The following is a 15,597-nucleotide window of genomic DNA, read 5'->3' on the forward strand; positions in this document are numbered from 1 at the left end:
ACATGGGCGGACATCTCAACATCAACCATCTGATGTTCCTCGGCCAGGGCGCGCTGTGGACCATTGGCCTGTCGGTGATCGCGCTGATCGGCGGCGGCATCGTCGGCTTCATCATCGCGCTGGCGCGGATCTCGCCGCTGAAATCGGTGCGGCTCGCCAGCGCAACCTATGTCCAGCTCGTTCAGGGCACGCCGCTGCTCGTCATCCTGTTCCTCGGCTATTTCGGCCTCGCCGCGATCGGCCTCAAGGTCTCGCCCCTCACGGCCGCCAGCGCCTCGCTCACGCTCTATGTCGCCGCCTATGTCGGCGAGATCTGGCGCGGCTGCATCCAGTCCGTGCCGAAGCCGCAATGGGAGGCCGCCGAAGGCCTCGCATTAAGCCGGACCCAGCGCATGATCAAGGTGATCCTGCCGCAGGCGATCCGCATCGCGACGCCGCCGACCGTCGGCTTCATGGTGCAGATCATCAAGAACACCTCGCTCGCCTCGGTGGTCGGCTTCGTCGAGCTGATGCGCTCGGGCCAGATCGTCAACAACTCGCTGTTCGAGCCGTTCGCCATCTACGCCATCATCGCCGTCACCTATTTCGCCATGTGCTATCCGCTGTCGCTGTTCAGCCAGAGGCTGGAGCGGCGGATGGGGCGCGGCAGGTCCAACCTCGCACCGGCCTGACATGCAGCAGAACTCCTCCTCCGAACCGATCGTCTCGCTCCGCAACGTGCAGAAGAGCTTCGGCCCGCTGCGAGTGCTCGACGGCGTCTCCTTTGCGGTCGAGCGCGGCGAAGTGCTGGCGCTGATCGGCCGCTCCGGCTCCGGCAAGAGCACGGCGCTGCGCTGCATCGACCGCTTCGAGAAAGTCGACGGCGGCGAGATCGTCGTCTGCGGCCACCGCGTCGACCGCCCCGACGTCGATTTGCGCGCACTGCGCCAGGACGTCGGCATCGTGTTCCAGAGCTACAATTTGTTTCCGCACCTCACGATCGAGCAGAACATCACGCTCGCGCCCTGCGCGGTGAAGGGCATGGCAACGGCCCAGGCCAGGGATCTCGCGCGAAAAGTGCTGGCGCAGGTCGGGCTCGAGGAGAAGCTGCACGCCTATCCCGAGCAGCTCTCCGGCGGCCAGCAGCAGCGCGCGGCGATCGCCCGCTCGCTGGCGATGCAGCCGAAGGTCATGCTGTTCGACGAGGTCACGTCCGCGCTCGATCCCGAGCTCACCGCCGAGGTGCTGAAGGTGATCGAGCAACTCGCGGCGGACGGCATGACCATGGTGATGGTCACCCACGAGATGGGCTTTGCCAAAGGCATCGCCGACCGGATTGTGTTCATGCATCGCGGCAAGGTCCACGAGACCGGACCCGCCTCGATCCTGACGTCGCCGACCACACCCGAACTCACACAATTCGTGGGGACGGGAAATCTAAAATCATAACAGGGAGAGGAGAACCAAGAATGACAAACAAGACATTGCTGGGCACCACCGCCGCATTGTGCGGCCTCATCATGATGGCGGCGACGCCGGCATCCGCCGACCTGCTCGACGACATCACGCAGGCGAAGAAGATCCGCATCTCGACCGACCTCGCCATCCCGCCCTCGGGCATGATGGACTCGAGCATGAAGCCGACCGGCTCGGACGTCGAGGTCGCGCAGCTGCTCGCCAAGGACTGGGGGCTCGAGCTCGAGTTCATCCAGACCACGGGGGCGACCCGCATCCCCAACGTCCTCACCGGCAAGGCCGACATCATCATCTCGACCCTGTCGGTGACGCCCGAACGCGCCAAGGTGATCGACTTCACCAAGCGCTATGCGACGCTGCAATCCGACGTCGGCTGCATGAAGTCGTCGACGGTCAAGGATTGGCCGGACCTGAAGGACAAGTCGATCGGCGTCTCGCGCGGCACCACGCAGGACACCACCCTGTCCAACATGAAGGACAAGGACCTCAAGATCGCCCGCTACGACGACGACGCCACCATGGTGACCGCGGCCGTGTCCGGCCAGGTCGATTGCGTCGGCTCGTCCGCGACCATCATCAACCAGATCGGGGTGAAGAATCCCTCGCGCGTATTCGAGTCCCGGATTCCGCTGGCGACCTTCGACCTCGCCATCGGCCTGAAGAAGGGCGAGCAGCGCCTGATGGACAAGCTCAACGCCTGGATCACCGAGAACGTCAAAAACGGCAAGCTCAACGCGATCTACAAGAAATTCCACGGCGTCGATCTGCCGGCGGACATGCGTAGCTGAAACCACGAGAACCGTGACAGCCGTTTTGCGGCTGTCACGGACAATGCCAAATCAAGAAGGACATCACATGCGTCTCGTCATCGGATCCGACCACGCCGGCTGGCCGCTCAAGCAGACTGTCATCGACCATATCCGCAAGCTCGGCCACGACATCGTCGACGTCGGCTCCTATGACGACAAGCCGGTGGACTTCCCCGACATCGCCCGGGCGGTGGCGCAGAAAGTGACCTCGGGCGAAGCCGCCCGTGGCATCATGGTGTGCGGCACCGGCGTCGGCGCTTCCATCGCCGCCAACAAGATGAAGGGCATCCGCGCCGCGGTCTGCCATGACGTGCATTCGGCGCATCAGAGCGTCGAGCATGACGATGTGAACGTCATGTGCATCGGCGCACAGATCGTCGGCGCCTGGCTCGCCGTGGACCTCGTCTCATCCTACCTCACCGCTGAATTCTCCACCGACGAGGATTTCCGCCGCCGCGTCGAAAAACTGCGCGTCATGGACGAGCAAGGCTGACGGCCTGCCATGATCCTGGTGTTCGGGTCGCTCAACATCGATCTGGTCGCACAGGTCCCGGTCATTCCGGGTCCCGGCCGGACGGTGCTCGCCCCGTCCTACCAGACCCATTTCGGCGGCAAGGGCGCCAACCAGGCCGTCGCCACCGCGCGGATTGCTGGACCGGGACAAGTCCGGATGGCGGGCCGCGTCGGCCGGGATGGATTTGGCGACAGCGCGATCGAGAACCTCCGGGAGAACGGCATCGACACGGCTTTCGTCGTCAGGTGCGACGAGCCGACCGGCTGCGCCTTCATCACGGTCGATCAATCCGGCGAGAACGCGATCACGGTGGCCAGCGGTGCCAACATGGCCGCGAGCGCCGCTGACCTGCCGGCCGAGCTTTTCGGTCCCGACACGGTGCTGGTGCTGCAGATGGAGGTGCCGTTCGCAGAGGCGCTGGAAGCGGCGCGCCGGACGACATTGTCCTGCGGCACCGTTATCTGGAATCTCGCGCCGGTTCCGGAGACCATGACCCGCACCATGGTCACGGAGCTTCTGGCGGTCACCGACTATCTTCTCGTCAACGAGCACGAGGCGCTGGATGCCGCCGCAGCCGTCGACATGGGCCCGTCGGATTATGAAGCCGCAGCCGCGGCACTCGCGAGGGCCGGCGATCTCACCTGCGTCGTGACGGCCGGCGCGCAAGGTGCTCTCGCGGTCGCAGCGGACGGAACCCGTTTGCGCGCGCCCGCCCCGCGCATCACGCCGGTGGACACCACCGGGGCCGGCGATACCTTCGTCGGCGCGTTTGCGGCGATGCTCAGCGAGAAGGTTCCGCTGCAAACCGCCCTCCAGGTCGGATGCGAAGCGGCGGCCCAGAAGTGCCTCACGCCGGGCGCGCAGGCCGGCATGCCAATGCGTGGCGCGATCTCATCGCTGACCTGAGGGCAGCGCTGCGGCCCATGTTCCGTCCTTGCGAGCGCAGCGAAGCAATCCAGAATTCCTCCGCGGTGGCAGCCTGGATTGCTTCGCTACGCTCGCAATGACGAGTGGAAGCGGCTTCGCGCAACATCTCCGCAATGACGCCCCGGTGCAGCTCGGGACGATATCAACCATGCGGCAGCTGCATTCACCTGCAACACTGCTCCGGCTACACTCGTCCGATTCCCGGAGCCCTGCCCTTGGCCTTTCTCTTCGTCCTCACCGTCGGCCTCATCGCCGGCACCATTTCCGGCATCGTCGGCACCGGCTCGTCGATCATGCTGATGCCGGTGCTGGTCTATGCCTACGGGCCGAAGGAGGCCGTGCCGATCATGGCGGTGGCCTCGGTGATGGCGAATTTTTCGCGGATCCTGGCCTGGTGGCGCGAGGTCGACTGGCGGGCCTGCGCGGCCTATTCGGTGACGGGCATTCCGGCCGCCGCGCTCGGCGCGCGGACGCTGCTGGCCCTGCCCGCGCACGCCGTCGATCTCGCCATCGGCACCTTCCTGATCGTGATGGTGCCGGTGCGACACTGGCTGGCGCGGCATGACCTCAAGGCCAATCTCTGGCATCTCGCGATCGGCGGCGCGATCATCGGCTATCTCACTGGCATCGTGGTCTCAACCGGCCCGCTCAGCGTGCCGCTGTTCCTGTTCTACGGCCTCTCCAAAGGCGCCTTCCTCGCCACCGAGGCCGCCTCCTCGCTCGGGCTCTATTTTGCGAAATCGGTGACGTTCGAACGTTTCGGCGCGCTGACCGGCGACGTGTTCCTCAAAGGCCTGATCGCGGGGGGCTCGCTGATGTCGGGCGCCTTCATCGCAAAACGCTTCGTGCTGCACCTGAAGCCGGACGTGTTCCGCCTCTTGATGGACGCGATCATGATCGCGGCCGGGCTCTCGATGCTCTGGAACGCGGCGCAGCCGTGATCACGCCGCGCTCAAGCGGCGAATTCGGGCGCAATCGAGGGGCTGTCGGTGACGCGGCTCTCGGCAGCCTGCCCTTCGAGCCATTGCAGCACGGCCGCGAGCGGCTGCGGCCGGTGGTAGAGATAGCCTTGCCCAAGCGTCACGCCCATCTCGCGCATGGCCTCGGCCTGCTCGGCCCGCTCGATGCCCTCGGCGACGAGCGTAAGCCCCAAAGTGCCGGCGAGCGATGCGATGACGCCGACGATCGCCTTGTCTTCGGCGCTATCGGGAATCTCGCTGATGAAGGCCTTGTCGATCTTGACCTTGTCGAGCGGGAAGCGCCGCAGATGGGCGAGCGAAGAGTAGCCTGTGCCGAAATCGTCGAGTGCGATCGTGGCTCCCAGCCGCCGCAGGCGATGCAACGTTTCGGACGCGCTGGCGATGTTGTTGATCAGCGAGCCCTCGGTGATCTCGAGCTCGAGCATCGATGCCGCGACATCGAAGCGCGCGCAGGTCGCGCGCAGCTCGGCGGCCAGCGAATGGTCGGCGAGCTCTGACGGCGGCAGATTGATCGCGATCCTGATATCCGGCCTGCCGGCGGCGGCCAGGCGTTGCAGCGCGCGGCAGGCGTCGGTCAGCACATAGCGCGTCAGCCGGGCATTGTTGCCGCTGCGCTCGATCAGCGGCAGGAATTCGCCGGGGCCAATCACGCCATGGTCAGGGTGACGCCAGCGAATGAGCGCCTCGAGGCCGACGACGGCCGCGCTCTCGAGGTCGACCTGGCCTTGATACCAGACCTCGAACTGTCCCTCGGCAAACCCTGCGGGAATGGCAAGCTCCAGATCCCTGCGGCGGCGGTAGTCGCGCTGCAGCGCCTCGTCCAGCACCGCGACGGTGCCTGGCGCCTTGCTCTTGGCATGGTAGAGCGCGATGTCGGCGAGCGCCGGCAAATGCGACAATTCGGGATCGCCGGCGCGGCGCACGGCAAGGCCGATGCTGGCGCGCGGCACGACCTGCTTGTCGTGCAGCCGAACCGGCTCCGAGATCGCATCCAGCAGCTGGCGCGCGAAGACCTGCGCGGTCGTCTCATTGCTGACCTCGGGACGGATCACGACGAACTCGTCGCCGCCGAGCCGCGCGACCCAATCCTGCGGCTCGACTGCGTCGCGAAGTCGTTCGGAGATGTGGACCAGGAACCTGTCGCCGGCATCGTGGCCGAAGGTGTCGTTGATGCCCTTGAAGTCGTCGAGGTCGATGAAGCAGAAGGCGATCAGGGAGTCCGGCGAGCCGGCATCGCCGCTCAAGGTCACGAGGCGCTCCGACAGCGAGCGCCGGTTGGGCAGGCCCGTCAGCGGATCGTGCGATGCCATGTGCCCGAGCCGGTCGAGCGCGCCCGACGTCGTGTGCTGCATGGCGTTGAAGGCCTGCGCGAGCTGGCCGAATTCGTTCGCGGATCTGATCTCGGCCGGATAGGCGCGGCCGTCCTGCTTGCTGCGCTGGATCGCCGACATGATCGCGGCGAGCGGCCTGCCGATAAAGATGTTGGCCGAGATGCGCATCGCCACCACGGTGGCGAGCGTTGCGAGCAGGCCGACGATGAGCAGCAGCATCAGCCGGCTGCCGGTATCGGCATACACGGTCGCATAGGAATAGGCGATCGCGATGCGTCCGGCCTGCACGGCGATGTTGCCGTTGCTGTACTTGATGGGGCGCGAGATTTCCGCGACCCCCTGGTCCGAGGGGCGCGCCACCACGCGGGCAATCGCAACGCCGGTGTCGTCATAGACGGCCGCCGCCGCGATGGTCTCGTCGTGCATGATCTCGTTGAGCACGCCCGTGACCTGGTCGTAACGCATCTTCCAGAGCGGCTCGGCGATCAGCTCGGCGCGGCTCTCGGCGGTGCGGGCAATGCGGGCATCGAGCTGCCGGATCTGCGACCAGAAGCTGGTGGCCTCGACACCGGCGGAGGCGAGCAATTGCACCAGCAGCAGGACCGGCACGGTGGCCCAGATCATCGCGCGGACGACCGAGCGCAAGCGCGGCGGCGCTGCCTGCCCGTTGCCGTCCGGATCGGTCATCGCCTCACGCTTCATCAATCGCCGACGCCGTCCGGAAGCGGCAGGGACGAGACCAGCGCATCGAGGGAAAAGTCATACTGGCCGCAATGTCCCGCCTTCGCCCTGAACCGCGTGAAATCGATCCGGTCGAAGGCGCGCGTCTTGATGAGGTCGCCGACCGATGCGAGGTTGTCGCGCGTGATGGCGGATGTCTTGACCTCGACCCGGGGCGAAGCGTCGGCGAAATCGCAGCCGTCGGCATAGTCGCGGAGCAGGACGATCGACCAGCCGCCGAGCAGGAAGTGCCCGCCGTCGGTCAGCAGAAGGCGGCCGGCCTTGATCTCGCGCAGCGCGTCATCCGACCAGTTGAGGCCGACCACTTCGATGTTCCGACCGGGCATGAGGCCGGCAGCGGCGATCGCGCGGAGCGCGCCGAGCGCCATCGGATCGTTCCCGGCCCAGATGCCGGCGGGCCGGATTTCCTTGCGCGCAGCCCAGCGAAGATAATTCGCCGTGACCTGCTCGGCCTCGGACTGTGTCCAGTTGGCAAACAGCATCCGGTCCACCACCACGTCGGGCGCAGCGTCCGCAGCAAGCTTGAGACCGGCGTTGCGTGCGATCGAGGCCGGCGTGATCTCGTCGCCGCCGATGCCGAGAATGTGGATCTTGCCGTCCGAGCTCTGCCATTTCTCGGCACGCGCCGCGCTGATCAGCGCATTCGCCATCCGCGCGCCCGCGGTCTGAAGATCGGTCGTGATGTCGCCGAGCCAGGTCCTGAGCTTCTGGCGCGGCGCCCCGAGACGCTTCGCGTCCTCGCCGATCAGCGTGTTCGACAGCAGCAGCGTCCTGACCCCGGCGGCCTCGGCCGCCTCCAGGATCGGAACGGCGGCGGATTCCTCGTTCGAGAGGATGAGGAAGTCGGGCTTGTCGGCCCGCGCCACCACGCCGAACCCGAGCTCCTGCATGGTGCGGTAGTTGCGCTCGCTGGTCAGCACCTCGACATGCGCATCGAGCTTGCGGCCGGCGGCCCGCATGGTCTGGGCAACCATGTCCCAGTAGACCTCGCCGGTCTTGCCGGGGCTCACGAAGACGATATCGAGGGACTTGGCATCGGCCACGGTGATACCGCCTGCCGGCGCCAGCACGCCGCAGGTCATGCCCACGGCGAGCATTATCCGCAAAAATATCGTCATTATTCGCGCCATCCCGTATCGGTTCCGAAACTAGACCTGGGTCCGCTAACATTTGGCAAAGTCCGGTGCGGCGCGGCTCCCTAGAGCTAACAAAGCGTGTACCGGTCGTGTTGAATTGCGATATGCGACACGGGATGATCGGGCTCAGGGCCCGTCATTTCGTGCTATCAGCAGACCCCTGAAGCCTCCGACTCAATATCCCCGATGGCCAAGAACACGCTTTCCTTCGTCTGCCAGAACTGCGGCGCGGCCTATAACCGCTGGCAGGGCAAGTGCGAGTCCTGCGGCGAGTGGAATACGCTCGCCGAAGAAGACACCAGCGGCAGCGTGCCGGTCTCGATCCGCTCCAAGCGCAAGGGCCGGACCTTTGCTCTGGAGAGCCTTGCCGGCAAGAGCCCGGATGCGCCGCGCCTGTCCTCAGGCATGACCGAGCTCGACCGCGTCACCGGCGGCGGTTTTGTCCGCGGCTCCGTGCTGCTGGTCGGCGGCGATCCCGGCATCGGCAAATCGACATTGCTGACGCAGGCCACCAGCATGATGGCGCGCGCCGGCCACCGCATCGTCTATATCTCCGGCGAAGAGGCGGTCGCGCAGGTGCGCCTGCGCGCCGAGCGGCTCGGACTGTCGGACGCGCCGGTGCAGCTCGCCGCCGAGACCTCGGTCGAGGACATCGTCTCGACGCTGTCGGAGGGCGCGGTGCCGCGGCTGATCGTGATCGATTCGATCCAGACCATGTGGACCGACACGGTGGAATCCGCGCCGGGCACGGTCACGCAGGTGCGCGCCTCGGCGCAGGCGCTGATCCGCTTTGCGAAGAAGACCGGCGCTGCCATCATCCTGGTCGGCCACGTCACCAAGGACGGCCAGATCGCCGGCCCCCGCGTGGTCGAGCACATGGTCGACGCCGTGCTGTCGTTCGAGGGCGAAGGCTCGCAGCAATTCCGCATCCTGCGCGCCGTCAAGAATCGCTTCGGGCCGACCGACGAGATCGGCGTGTTCGAGATGACCGGCCTTGGCCTGCGCGAGGTCACCAACCCCTCCGAGCTGTTCCTCTCCGAACGCGATCTGGGCACGCCCGGCACCGCAGTCTTTGCGGGCATCGAGGGCACGAGGCCCGTCCTGGTCGAATTGCAGGCCCTGGTGGCCCCGACCTCGCTCGGCACCCCGCGCCGCGCCGTGGTCGGCTGGGACCCGAGCCGGCTCTCGATGGTGCTGGCGGTGCTGGAGGCCCATTGCGGGGTCAAGCTGTCCGGCCACGACGTCTATCTGAACGTCGCCGGCGGCCTGCGCATCCACGAGCCCGCGGCCGACCTCGCCGCCGCGGCGGCACTGGTGTCCTCGCTGGTTAATGCGCAGTTACCCACGGATGCGGTCTATTTCGGCGAAATCTCGCTGTCGGGCGTGGTGCGCCCGGTGGCACAGACCCCGGCAAGGCTGAAGGAAGCGGCAAAGCTCGGCTTCCAGCGCGCCATAATGCCCGAATCGGCCCGCGGCGATGCCGGCGGCGACGCCGGACTGTCCCTGAACACGGTCAACAGCCTGACCACATTGGTGGCCGAGATCGCCGCCCGGGGCTCCCGCCGGGGCGAATCCAGCGCACCGGCAGAGAAAAATGCCACACCGGCAAGATTCCGCCGTTCAGAGGGGTAGCCGGAGGTGACGTCGGAGGCCACCGCCGCTATACAGCCGTCACAAAAGCAGCATGGGATTGCGTGGTTGCGGCCTTGCCGGGAACGCCGTCTACCCCTCTTTTAGGGCGGCGGCCAAACACCGATTCGCTGAGCACCTTTGAAGTACGAGCGGACCAGACCAGCCGATGCCAGTAACACTCCTCGACCTGATCCTGCTCGGTGTGATGCTGATCTCGGGCCTGCTCGCGATGGTCCGCGGCTTCATGCGCGAAATCCTGTCGATCGCGGCCTGGGGCGCCGCTGCGATCGTGACGCTCTACTCGTTCTCGAAGCTGCTGCCGACCGCGAAGACCTATTTCAACAACGATACGGTGGCGAGCGTGGTCGTGGTCGCCGGCGTGTTCGTCGGCACCCTCGTCGTGGTGTCCGTGATCACGGTCCGGATCTCCGACATGATCCTGGATTCGCGCATCGGCGCGCTGGATCGCACCCTCGGCTTCCTGTTTGGCCTGGCTCGCGGGCTTTTGATCGTGGTGGTCGCCTTCCTGTTCTTCACCTGGCTGGTGCCGGACAAGCAGCGCCCGGACTGGGTCACGGGGGCGAAATCCCGTGTCGTGCTCCAGGGAACCGGGGATTGGCTGATGGCCCTCTTGCCTGACGACCCCGAGAACACCATCTTGAAGAGATTCAAGAAAAACAAACCAGATGATGATCAAGCTGATTCCGAGCAGCAGCCTTCGGGCGGTGGCGACGGATACAGTAAACCGGCTCGTGACAGTTTGAAGAAACTGATCGAGAAACCCGCGGCACGTTGACTTGAGCCCAGAGAGAGGCGCGAACGAGATGCGACACCCTGACCAGGACGCTCAACTTGATCTCGACGCCAAGGCCGGCTTGGGCCCGTCCGCGCTGGAGCTTCAGGACGATCTGGAAGGGGATACGCTGCGCGAGGAATGCGGCGTCTTCGGCATCTACGGTCACCCCGACGCCGCCGCCATCACCGCACTCGGCCTCCACGCCCTCCAGCACCGCGGCCAGGAGGCCGCCGGCATCGTCTCCTACGACGGCAGCCGCTTTCACTCGGAACGCCGCCTCGGCCTCGTCGGCGACACCTTCTCCCGCCGCGAGGTGATCGACCGCCTGCCCGGCAATGTCGCGGTCGGCCATGTCCGCTATTCCACCACCGGCGCCACCATCCTGCGCAACGTGCAGCCGCTGTTCGCCGAGCTCAACGCCGGCGGCCTCGCGGTCGCACATAACGGCAATCTCACCAACGGCCTGACCCTGCGCCGCGAGCTCGTGAAGCACGGCGCGATGATGCAGTCGACCACCGACACCGAGGTGATCCTGCACCTGGTCGCGCGTTCCAAGCGCGCCCGTTTCATCGAGCGCTATATCGACGCGCTGCGCGAGATCGAGGGCGCCTATGCGCTGGTCTCGCTGACCAACAAGAAGCTGGTCGGCGCGCGCGATCCGCGCGGCATCCGCCCGCTCGTGCTCGGCGAGCTCGACGGCTGCCCGATCCTGACCTCCGAGACCTGCGCGCTCGACATCATCGGCGCGCGCTTCGTGCGCGACATCGAGCCCGGCGAAGTCATCGTGTTCGACGAGAACGGCCAGGACATCCACAAGCCGTTCCCGCCGATGGCGCCGCGCCCCTGCATCTTCGAATACATCTACTTCTCCCGGCCGGATTCCATCGTCCACGGCCGCTCGGTCTACGAGGTGCGCAAGGCCTTCGGCGCGCAGCTCGCGCGCGAGAGCCACGTGCCGATCGACGTCGTGGTGCCGGTGCCGGATTCCGGCGTGCCCGCCGCGGTCGGCTACAGCCAGTATTCCGGCGTGCCGTTCGAGCTCGGCATCATCCGCAACCACTATGTCGGCCGCACCTTCATCCAGCCGACCCAGGCGATCCGCGAATCCGGCGTGCGCATGAAGCACTCGGCCAACCGCGCCGCGATCGAAGGCAAGCGCATCATCCTGATCGACGACTCGCTGGTGCGCGGCACCACCTCGAAGAAGATCGTGCGCATGATGCGCGATGCCGGCGCCAAGGAAGTCCACTTCCGCCTCGCTTCGCCGCCGATCCTCTATCCCGACTACTACGGCATCGACCTGCCCGACCGCGGCGGCCTGCTCGCAGCGACGCATTCGCTGGAGGAGATGCGCGAGATCATCGGCGCCGACTCGCTCGCCTTCCTGTCGATCGACGGCATGTACCGCGCCATGGGCGAGCCCGGCCGCGACCCCGCCAATCCGAAGTTCTCGGATCACTGCTTCACCGGGGCCTATCCGACCCACCTCACCGACCAGACCCAGACCGAGCAGCAGCCCCGGCAGCTGTCGCTGCTGGCGGAGGCGAGCTGACGCGAGGCCGCGACGATGCAGCTGACCATCGCCATCCTTTGCGGAGTGGTGTTGGTCGGCTTTATTGTCTTCGCCTTCAGGCAAGGCATGAAGGTACCCCCCGACGGCTCGGGAAACGGAACCAACAGCGACAATATTCAGTCGGGCGGCGGTAGCTAAAGCTCAAGGGCAAAATTCCGTCATGGCCGGGCTTGTCCCGGCCATCCACGCCTGTAAAACCCCGCCATGACAAAGCCCCTCGCTGACCGCATCGCTCTCGTCACCGGCGCCTCGCGCGGCATCGGTTTCGCCACCGCAAAGGCGCTGGCCAAGGCCGGTGCGCATATCATTGCGACGGCGCGGACGCAGGGCGGGTTGGAGGAGCTCGACGACGAGATCCGCAAGGACGGCGGCAGCGCCACATTGGTGCCGCTCAACCTCACCGATTCCGACGGCATCGCGCGGCTGGGCGCAGGGCTGTACGAGCGCTACGGCAAGCTCGACATCCTCGTCGGCAATGCCGGCGTGCTCGGCCCCTCTTCGCCGATCGGTCATATCGAGCTGAAGGCCTTCAACGACGTGATGGCCGTCAACGTCTCCGCGAACTTCCAGCTGATCCGCTGCATGGAGCCGCTGCTGAAGCAGTCCGACGCCGGCCGCGCCGTGTTCATCACCTCGGGCGCCGCCAACAAGGCGACCGCCTATGTCAGCCCCTACGCGGCCTCCAAGGCCGCGCTGGAAACGCTGGTGCGCGCCTGGGCGCAGGAGACCGCGAACACGCCTCTGCGCGTCAACCTGTTCAATCCGGGGCCGGTTCGCACCCGCATGCGCGCCACGCTGATGCCGGGCGAAGACCCTGAGACGCTCGACACGCCCGAGCAGGTCGCCGAATTCATCGTGCCGCTGTGCGCGCCCGACTGGACCGAGACCGGCAAGTTCTACGACTACAAGACCCGCAGCCTGATGAGCTTCCGCTCGCCCGCCTGATTGACTAAGGCGCCTCCCCGCGATTGACTGCCCGCGCTCAGGCGGCAGCAAGCCGCAAGCCAACAAAAAGGGAGGCTGCCATGGCGCCATGGCATGATCGCGCAGGCTCTGCGCGTGCGCTCGCATATATCTCTCACGCCTTTTCCATCCTGATCGCGGCCATCGCATTCGTGCTTTCGGGCACGGCGACTGCGGGTGACGTCCCGACTTTCGCGGTCGATGCCTCCTGGCCAAAGCCGCTGCCGAACAACTGGATCCTCGGCCAGGTCGGCGGCATCACCGTCGACTGGCAGGGCCACATCTGGGTGATCCATCGTCCGCGCTCGCTGACCGACGACGAGAAAGGCGCGAGCCTCAATCCGCCGCGCTCGAAATGCTGCGTGTCGGCGCCGCCCGTGCTCGAATTCGACAGCGACGGCAATTTGCTGCGTTCATGGGGCGGCGCGGGCGAAGGCTATGAATGGGTCGGCCGCGAGCACGGCATCGAGGTCGACGAGCGCGGCTTCGTCTGGGTCGGCGGCAATGCCGACAACGACAACGCCATTTTGAAGTTCACGCTCGACGGCAAGTTCGTCGCGCAGATCGGCAAGATCGCGCCGAGCCTCGGCAGCAACGACACGGCGCAGCTCGGCAAGCCCGCGGAGACCGCGATCGACAAGGACGCGAACGAAATCTACGTCGCCGACGGCTACGGCAACCGCCGCGTCATCGTGTTCGACGCGACGACGCTCGCCTACAAGCGGCACTGGGGCGCCTACGGCAACAAGCCCAGCGACGACAAGCAGGGTCCCTACGACCCCAAGGCCCCGGTCGCCCAGCAATTCGGCAATCCCGTCCACTGCGTGAAACTCGCCAAAGACGGCCTCGTCTATGTCTGCGACCGCATCAACAACCGCATCCAGGTGTTCAGGAAGGACGGCACCTTCGTGAAGGAGTTCTTCTTCGAGAAGAACACGCTCGGCAACGGCGCGGTGTGGGACATCGCGATCTGGCCCGATCCGAAGCAGACCTATTTGCTCAGCGCCGACGGCGAGAACAACGAGATCAGGGTCATCAAGCGCGACGACGGCAGCGTGGTCGGCAGCTTCGGGCATAGCGGCCGCAACGCCGGCCAGTTCCACTGGGTCCATGCCATGGCGATCGACGCCAAGGGTAACGTCTATACCGCCGAGGTCGATACCGGAAAGCGGATCCAGAAATTCAAGCTGACCTCGGACGCGCTCAAATAGCGTCTCAACGCATTTTGCCCAAAAGTTAACCGACGGATGACGCTACGACGCAGCGTCATCCGCATTTAGGCGCATTGCCGCAAACCGCGGGACACGGTAGAGCCATCGACAGGAACAAGGCTCCGCAAGAGAGCCGTCCGAATATTTGACAGTGGAGGAGACCTTTTATGACGACGACGTTCGCGCGCCGCACTGCGGCCCTTCTGGCTTGTGCCACTTTCGGTTTTGCAACATCCGCCTACGCGCAGGACAAGACCATCAAGATCGGCGTGCTCAACGACATGTCGAGCCTCTATGCCGACATCGGCGGCCCGAACTCGGTCGCCGCCGTGAAAATGGCGGTCGAGGATTCCGGCCTGAAGGCCAAGGGCTGGACCATCGAGGTCCTCTCCGGCGATCACCAGAACAAGCCCGATATCGGCGTCAACATCGCCCGGCAATGGATCGACAACGACAAGGTTGACGTCATCTCGGACACGCCGAGCTCGGGCGTGGCCCTCGCGGTGAACAACCTCGTCAAGGAAAAGAACTCGGTGCTGCTCAATTCGGGCGCGGCCACCGCTGACCTCACCGGCAAGGCCTGCACCCCGAACACCGTCTCCTACACCTACGACACCTACATGCTCGCCAACGGCACCGGCAAGGCGCTGACCAAGGCCGGCGGCGACAGCTGGTTCTTCCTGACAGCAGACTATGCCTTCGGCCATGCGCTCGAGCGCGACACCAGCGCCGTCGTCACCGCCAATGGCGGCAAGGTGCTCGGCGGCGTCAAGCACCCGCTCAACAGCTCCGATTTTTCGTCCTTCCTGCTGCAGGCGCAGTCCTCGAAGGCGAAGATCATCGGCCTTGCCAATGCAGGCGGCGACACCACCAACGCGATCAAGCAGGCCGCCGAATTCGGCATCGTCTCCGGCGGTCAGAAGCTCGCGGCGCTGCTGCTGTTCATCAACGACGTGCACTCGCTGGGCCTGAAGACCGCACAGGGCCTGACCTTCACCGAGTCCTTCTACTGGGACCTCAACGACCAGACCCGCGAATGGTCGAAGCGCTTCCAGAAGGTTTCGCCCAAGGGCTCGATGCCGTCGATGACGGTCGCGGGGCTCTATGCCGGCATCCTGCATTACCTGAAGGCGATGGATGCGCTCGGCGCCAACCCGCATGACGGCGCCAAGGTCGTCGCAAAGATGAAGGAGCTGCCGACCGACGATCCGCTGTTCGGCAAGGGCCCGCTGCGCGCCGACGGCCGCCGTCTCATCCCGGCCTATCTGTTCGAGGTGAAGAAGCCGGAGGAGTCGAAGGGCCCGTGGGACTATTACAAGCTGGTCGCCACCATCGCGCCCGAAGACGCGGCCAAGCCGCTCGAGGCGAGCGATTGCCCGCTGGTGAAGAAGTGACCGCGTAGCGGTCGCACTCAGCTCCAACGACGTCATGCCCGGGCTTGTCCCGGGCATTGCGTTTTGGAAACATGGAAAACGCTGCCGTAGGGTGGGCAAAGCGGAGCGTGCCCACCGCCTTTTGCGATCACGTAG

Annotated in this window: 15 protein-coding genes; 13 read left to right on the forward strand and 2 right to left on the reverse strand. The window is 65.7% G+C overall.

Features of this window, described 5'->3' with window-relative positions; genetic code table 11:
• Positions 1-2: 2 nt before the first annotated feature.
• The 6 genes from QA649_RS26600 (at position 3) to QA649_RS26625 (ending at position 4,646) form a co-directional block, all read left to right on the forward strand.
• Positions 3-671 (forward strand): amino acid ABC transporter permease, encoded by a 669-nt coding sequence (locus tag QA649_RS26600; RefSeq protein ID WP_283019782.1) that lies wholly within the window; start codon positions 3-5, stop codon positions 669-671.
• A gap of 1 nt (position 672) precedes the next feature.
• A complete protein-coding gene (locus QA649_RS26605) occupies positions 673-1,428 on the forward strand; it encodes an amino acid ABC transporter ATP-binding protein (RefSeq protein WP_018646066.1) in 756 nt (251 codons plus the stop codon).
• 20 nt (positions 1,429-1,448) lie between these two features.
• Complete coding sequence (locus QA649_RS26610) at positions 1,449-2,243, forward strand: transporter substrate-binding domain-containing protein (protein ID WP_283019783.1); 795 nt, start codon at positions 1,449-1,451, stop codon at positions 2,241-2,243.
• 67 nt (positions 2,244-2,310) lie between these two features.
• Positions 2,311-2,757 (forward strand): ribose 5-phosphate isomerase B, encoded by a 447-nt coding sequence (rpiB, locus tag QA649_RS26615; RefSeq protein ID WP_283019784.1) that lies wholly within the window; start codon positions 2,311-2,313, stop codon positions 2,755-2,757.
• 9 nt (positions 2,758-2,766) lie between these two features.
• Positions 2,767-3,684 (forward strand): ribokinase, encoded by a 918-nt coding sequence (locus QA649_RS26620; protein ID WP_283019785.1) that lies wholly within the window; start codon positions 2,767-2,769, stop codon positions 3,682-3,684.
• A 236-nt stretch (positions 3,685-3,920) separates the two neighbouring features.
• Complete coding sequence (locus QA649_RS26625; protein ID WP_283019786.1) at positions 3,921-4,646, forward strand: sulfite exporter TauE/SafE family protein; 726 nt, start codon at positions 3,921-3,923, stop codon at positions 4,644-4,646.
• Positions 4,647-4,657: 11 nt separating this feature from the next.
• Here the strand turns inward: QA649_RS26625 and QA649_RS26630 are convergent, their stop codons facing one another.
• Both QA649_RS26630 and QA649_RS26635 read right to left on the reverse strand, forming a co-directional pair.
• Positions 4,658-6,703: a sensor domain-containing phosphodiesterase gene (locus QA649_RS26630; protein WP_283019787.1), complete on the reverse strand. Its 2,046-nt coding sequence runs from the start codon at positions 6,701-6,703 to the stop codon at positions 4,658-4,660.
• A gap of 14 nt (positions 6,704-6,717) precedes the next feature.
• The gene (locus tag QA649_RS26635; RefSeq protein ID WP_283026103.1) at positions 6,718-7,854 is read right to left on the reverse strand and encodes an ABC transporter substrate-binding protein; all 1,137 of its coding nucleotides are present in this window, start codon (positions 7,852-7,854) and stop codon (positions 6,718-6,720) included.
• A 225-nt stretch (positions 7,855-8,079) separates the two neighbouring features.
• On the opposite strand from QA649_RS26635, the gene radA reads away from it, so the two are divergent.
• The 7 genes from radA (at position 8,080) to QA649_RS26670 (ending at position 15,462) form a co-directional block, all read left to right on the forward strand.
• The gene (gene radA / locus QA649_RS26640) at positions 8,080-9,525 is read left to right on the forward strand and encodes a DNA repair protein RadA (RefSeq protein ID WP_283019788.1); all 1,446 of its coding nucleotides are present in this window, start codon (positions 8,080-8,082) and stop codon (positions 9,523-9,525) included.
• Between the two features lie 166 nt (positions 9,526-9,691).
• The gene (locus tag QA649_RS26645) at positions 9,692-10,321 is read left to right on the forward strand and encodes a CvpA family protein (protein ID WP_018646074.1); all 630 of its coding nucleotides are present in this window, start codon (positions 9,692-9,694) and stop codon (positions 10,319-10,321) included.
• A gap of 28 nt (positions 10,322-10,349) precedes the next feature.
• Positions 10,350-11,873: an amidophosphoribosyltransferase gene (purF, locus tag QA649_RS26650; RefSeq protein WP_283019789.1), complete on the forward strand. Its 1,524-nt coding sequence runs from the start codon at positions 10,350-10,352 to the stop codon at positions 11,871-11,873.
• A 15-nt stretch (positions 11,874-11,888) separates the two neighbouring features.
• Entirely contained in the window at positions 11,889-12,032 is a 144-nt protein-coding gene (locus QA649_RS26655; protein ID WP_283019790.1) for a hypothetical protein, read from the forward strand.
• A 66-nt stretch (positions 12,033-12,098) separates the two neighbouring features.
• Positions 12,099-12,839 carry an SDR family NAD(P)-dependent oxidoreductase gene (locus QA649_RS26660; protein WP_283019791.1) on the forward strand — a complete coding sequence of 247 codons (741 nt, stop codon included), beginning with the start codon at positions 12,099-12,101 and terminating at the stop codon, positions 12,837-12,839.
• An 80-nt stretch (positions 12,840-12,919) separates the two neighbouring features.
• Positions 12,920-14,068, forward strand: coding sequence for a hypothetical protein (locus QA649_RS26665; protein ID WP_283019792.1), 1,149 nt, complete (start codon positions 12,920-12,922; stop codon positions 14,066-14,068).
• Positions 14,069-14,235: 167 nt separating this feature from the next.
• Positions 14,236-15,462 carry an ABC transporter substrate-binding protein gene (locus tag QA649_RS26670; protein ID WP_283019793.1) on the forward strand — a complete coding sequence of 409 codons (1,227 nt, stop codon included), beginning with the start codon at positions 14,236-14,238 and terminating at the stop codon, positions 15,460-15,462.
• Positions 15,463-15,597: the final 135 nt, after the last annotated feature.

The organism is Bradyrhizobium sp. CB1717 (assembly GCF_029714325.1).
GTDB lineage: Bacteria > Pseudomonadota > Alphaproteobacteria > Rhizobiales > Xanthobacteraceae > Bradyrhizobium.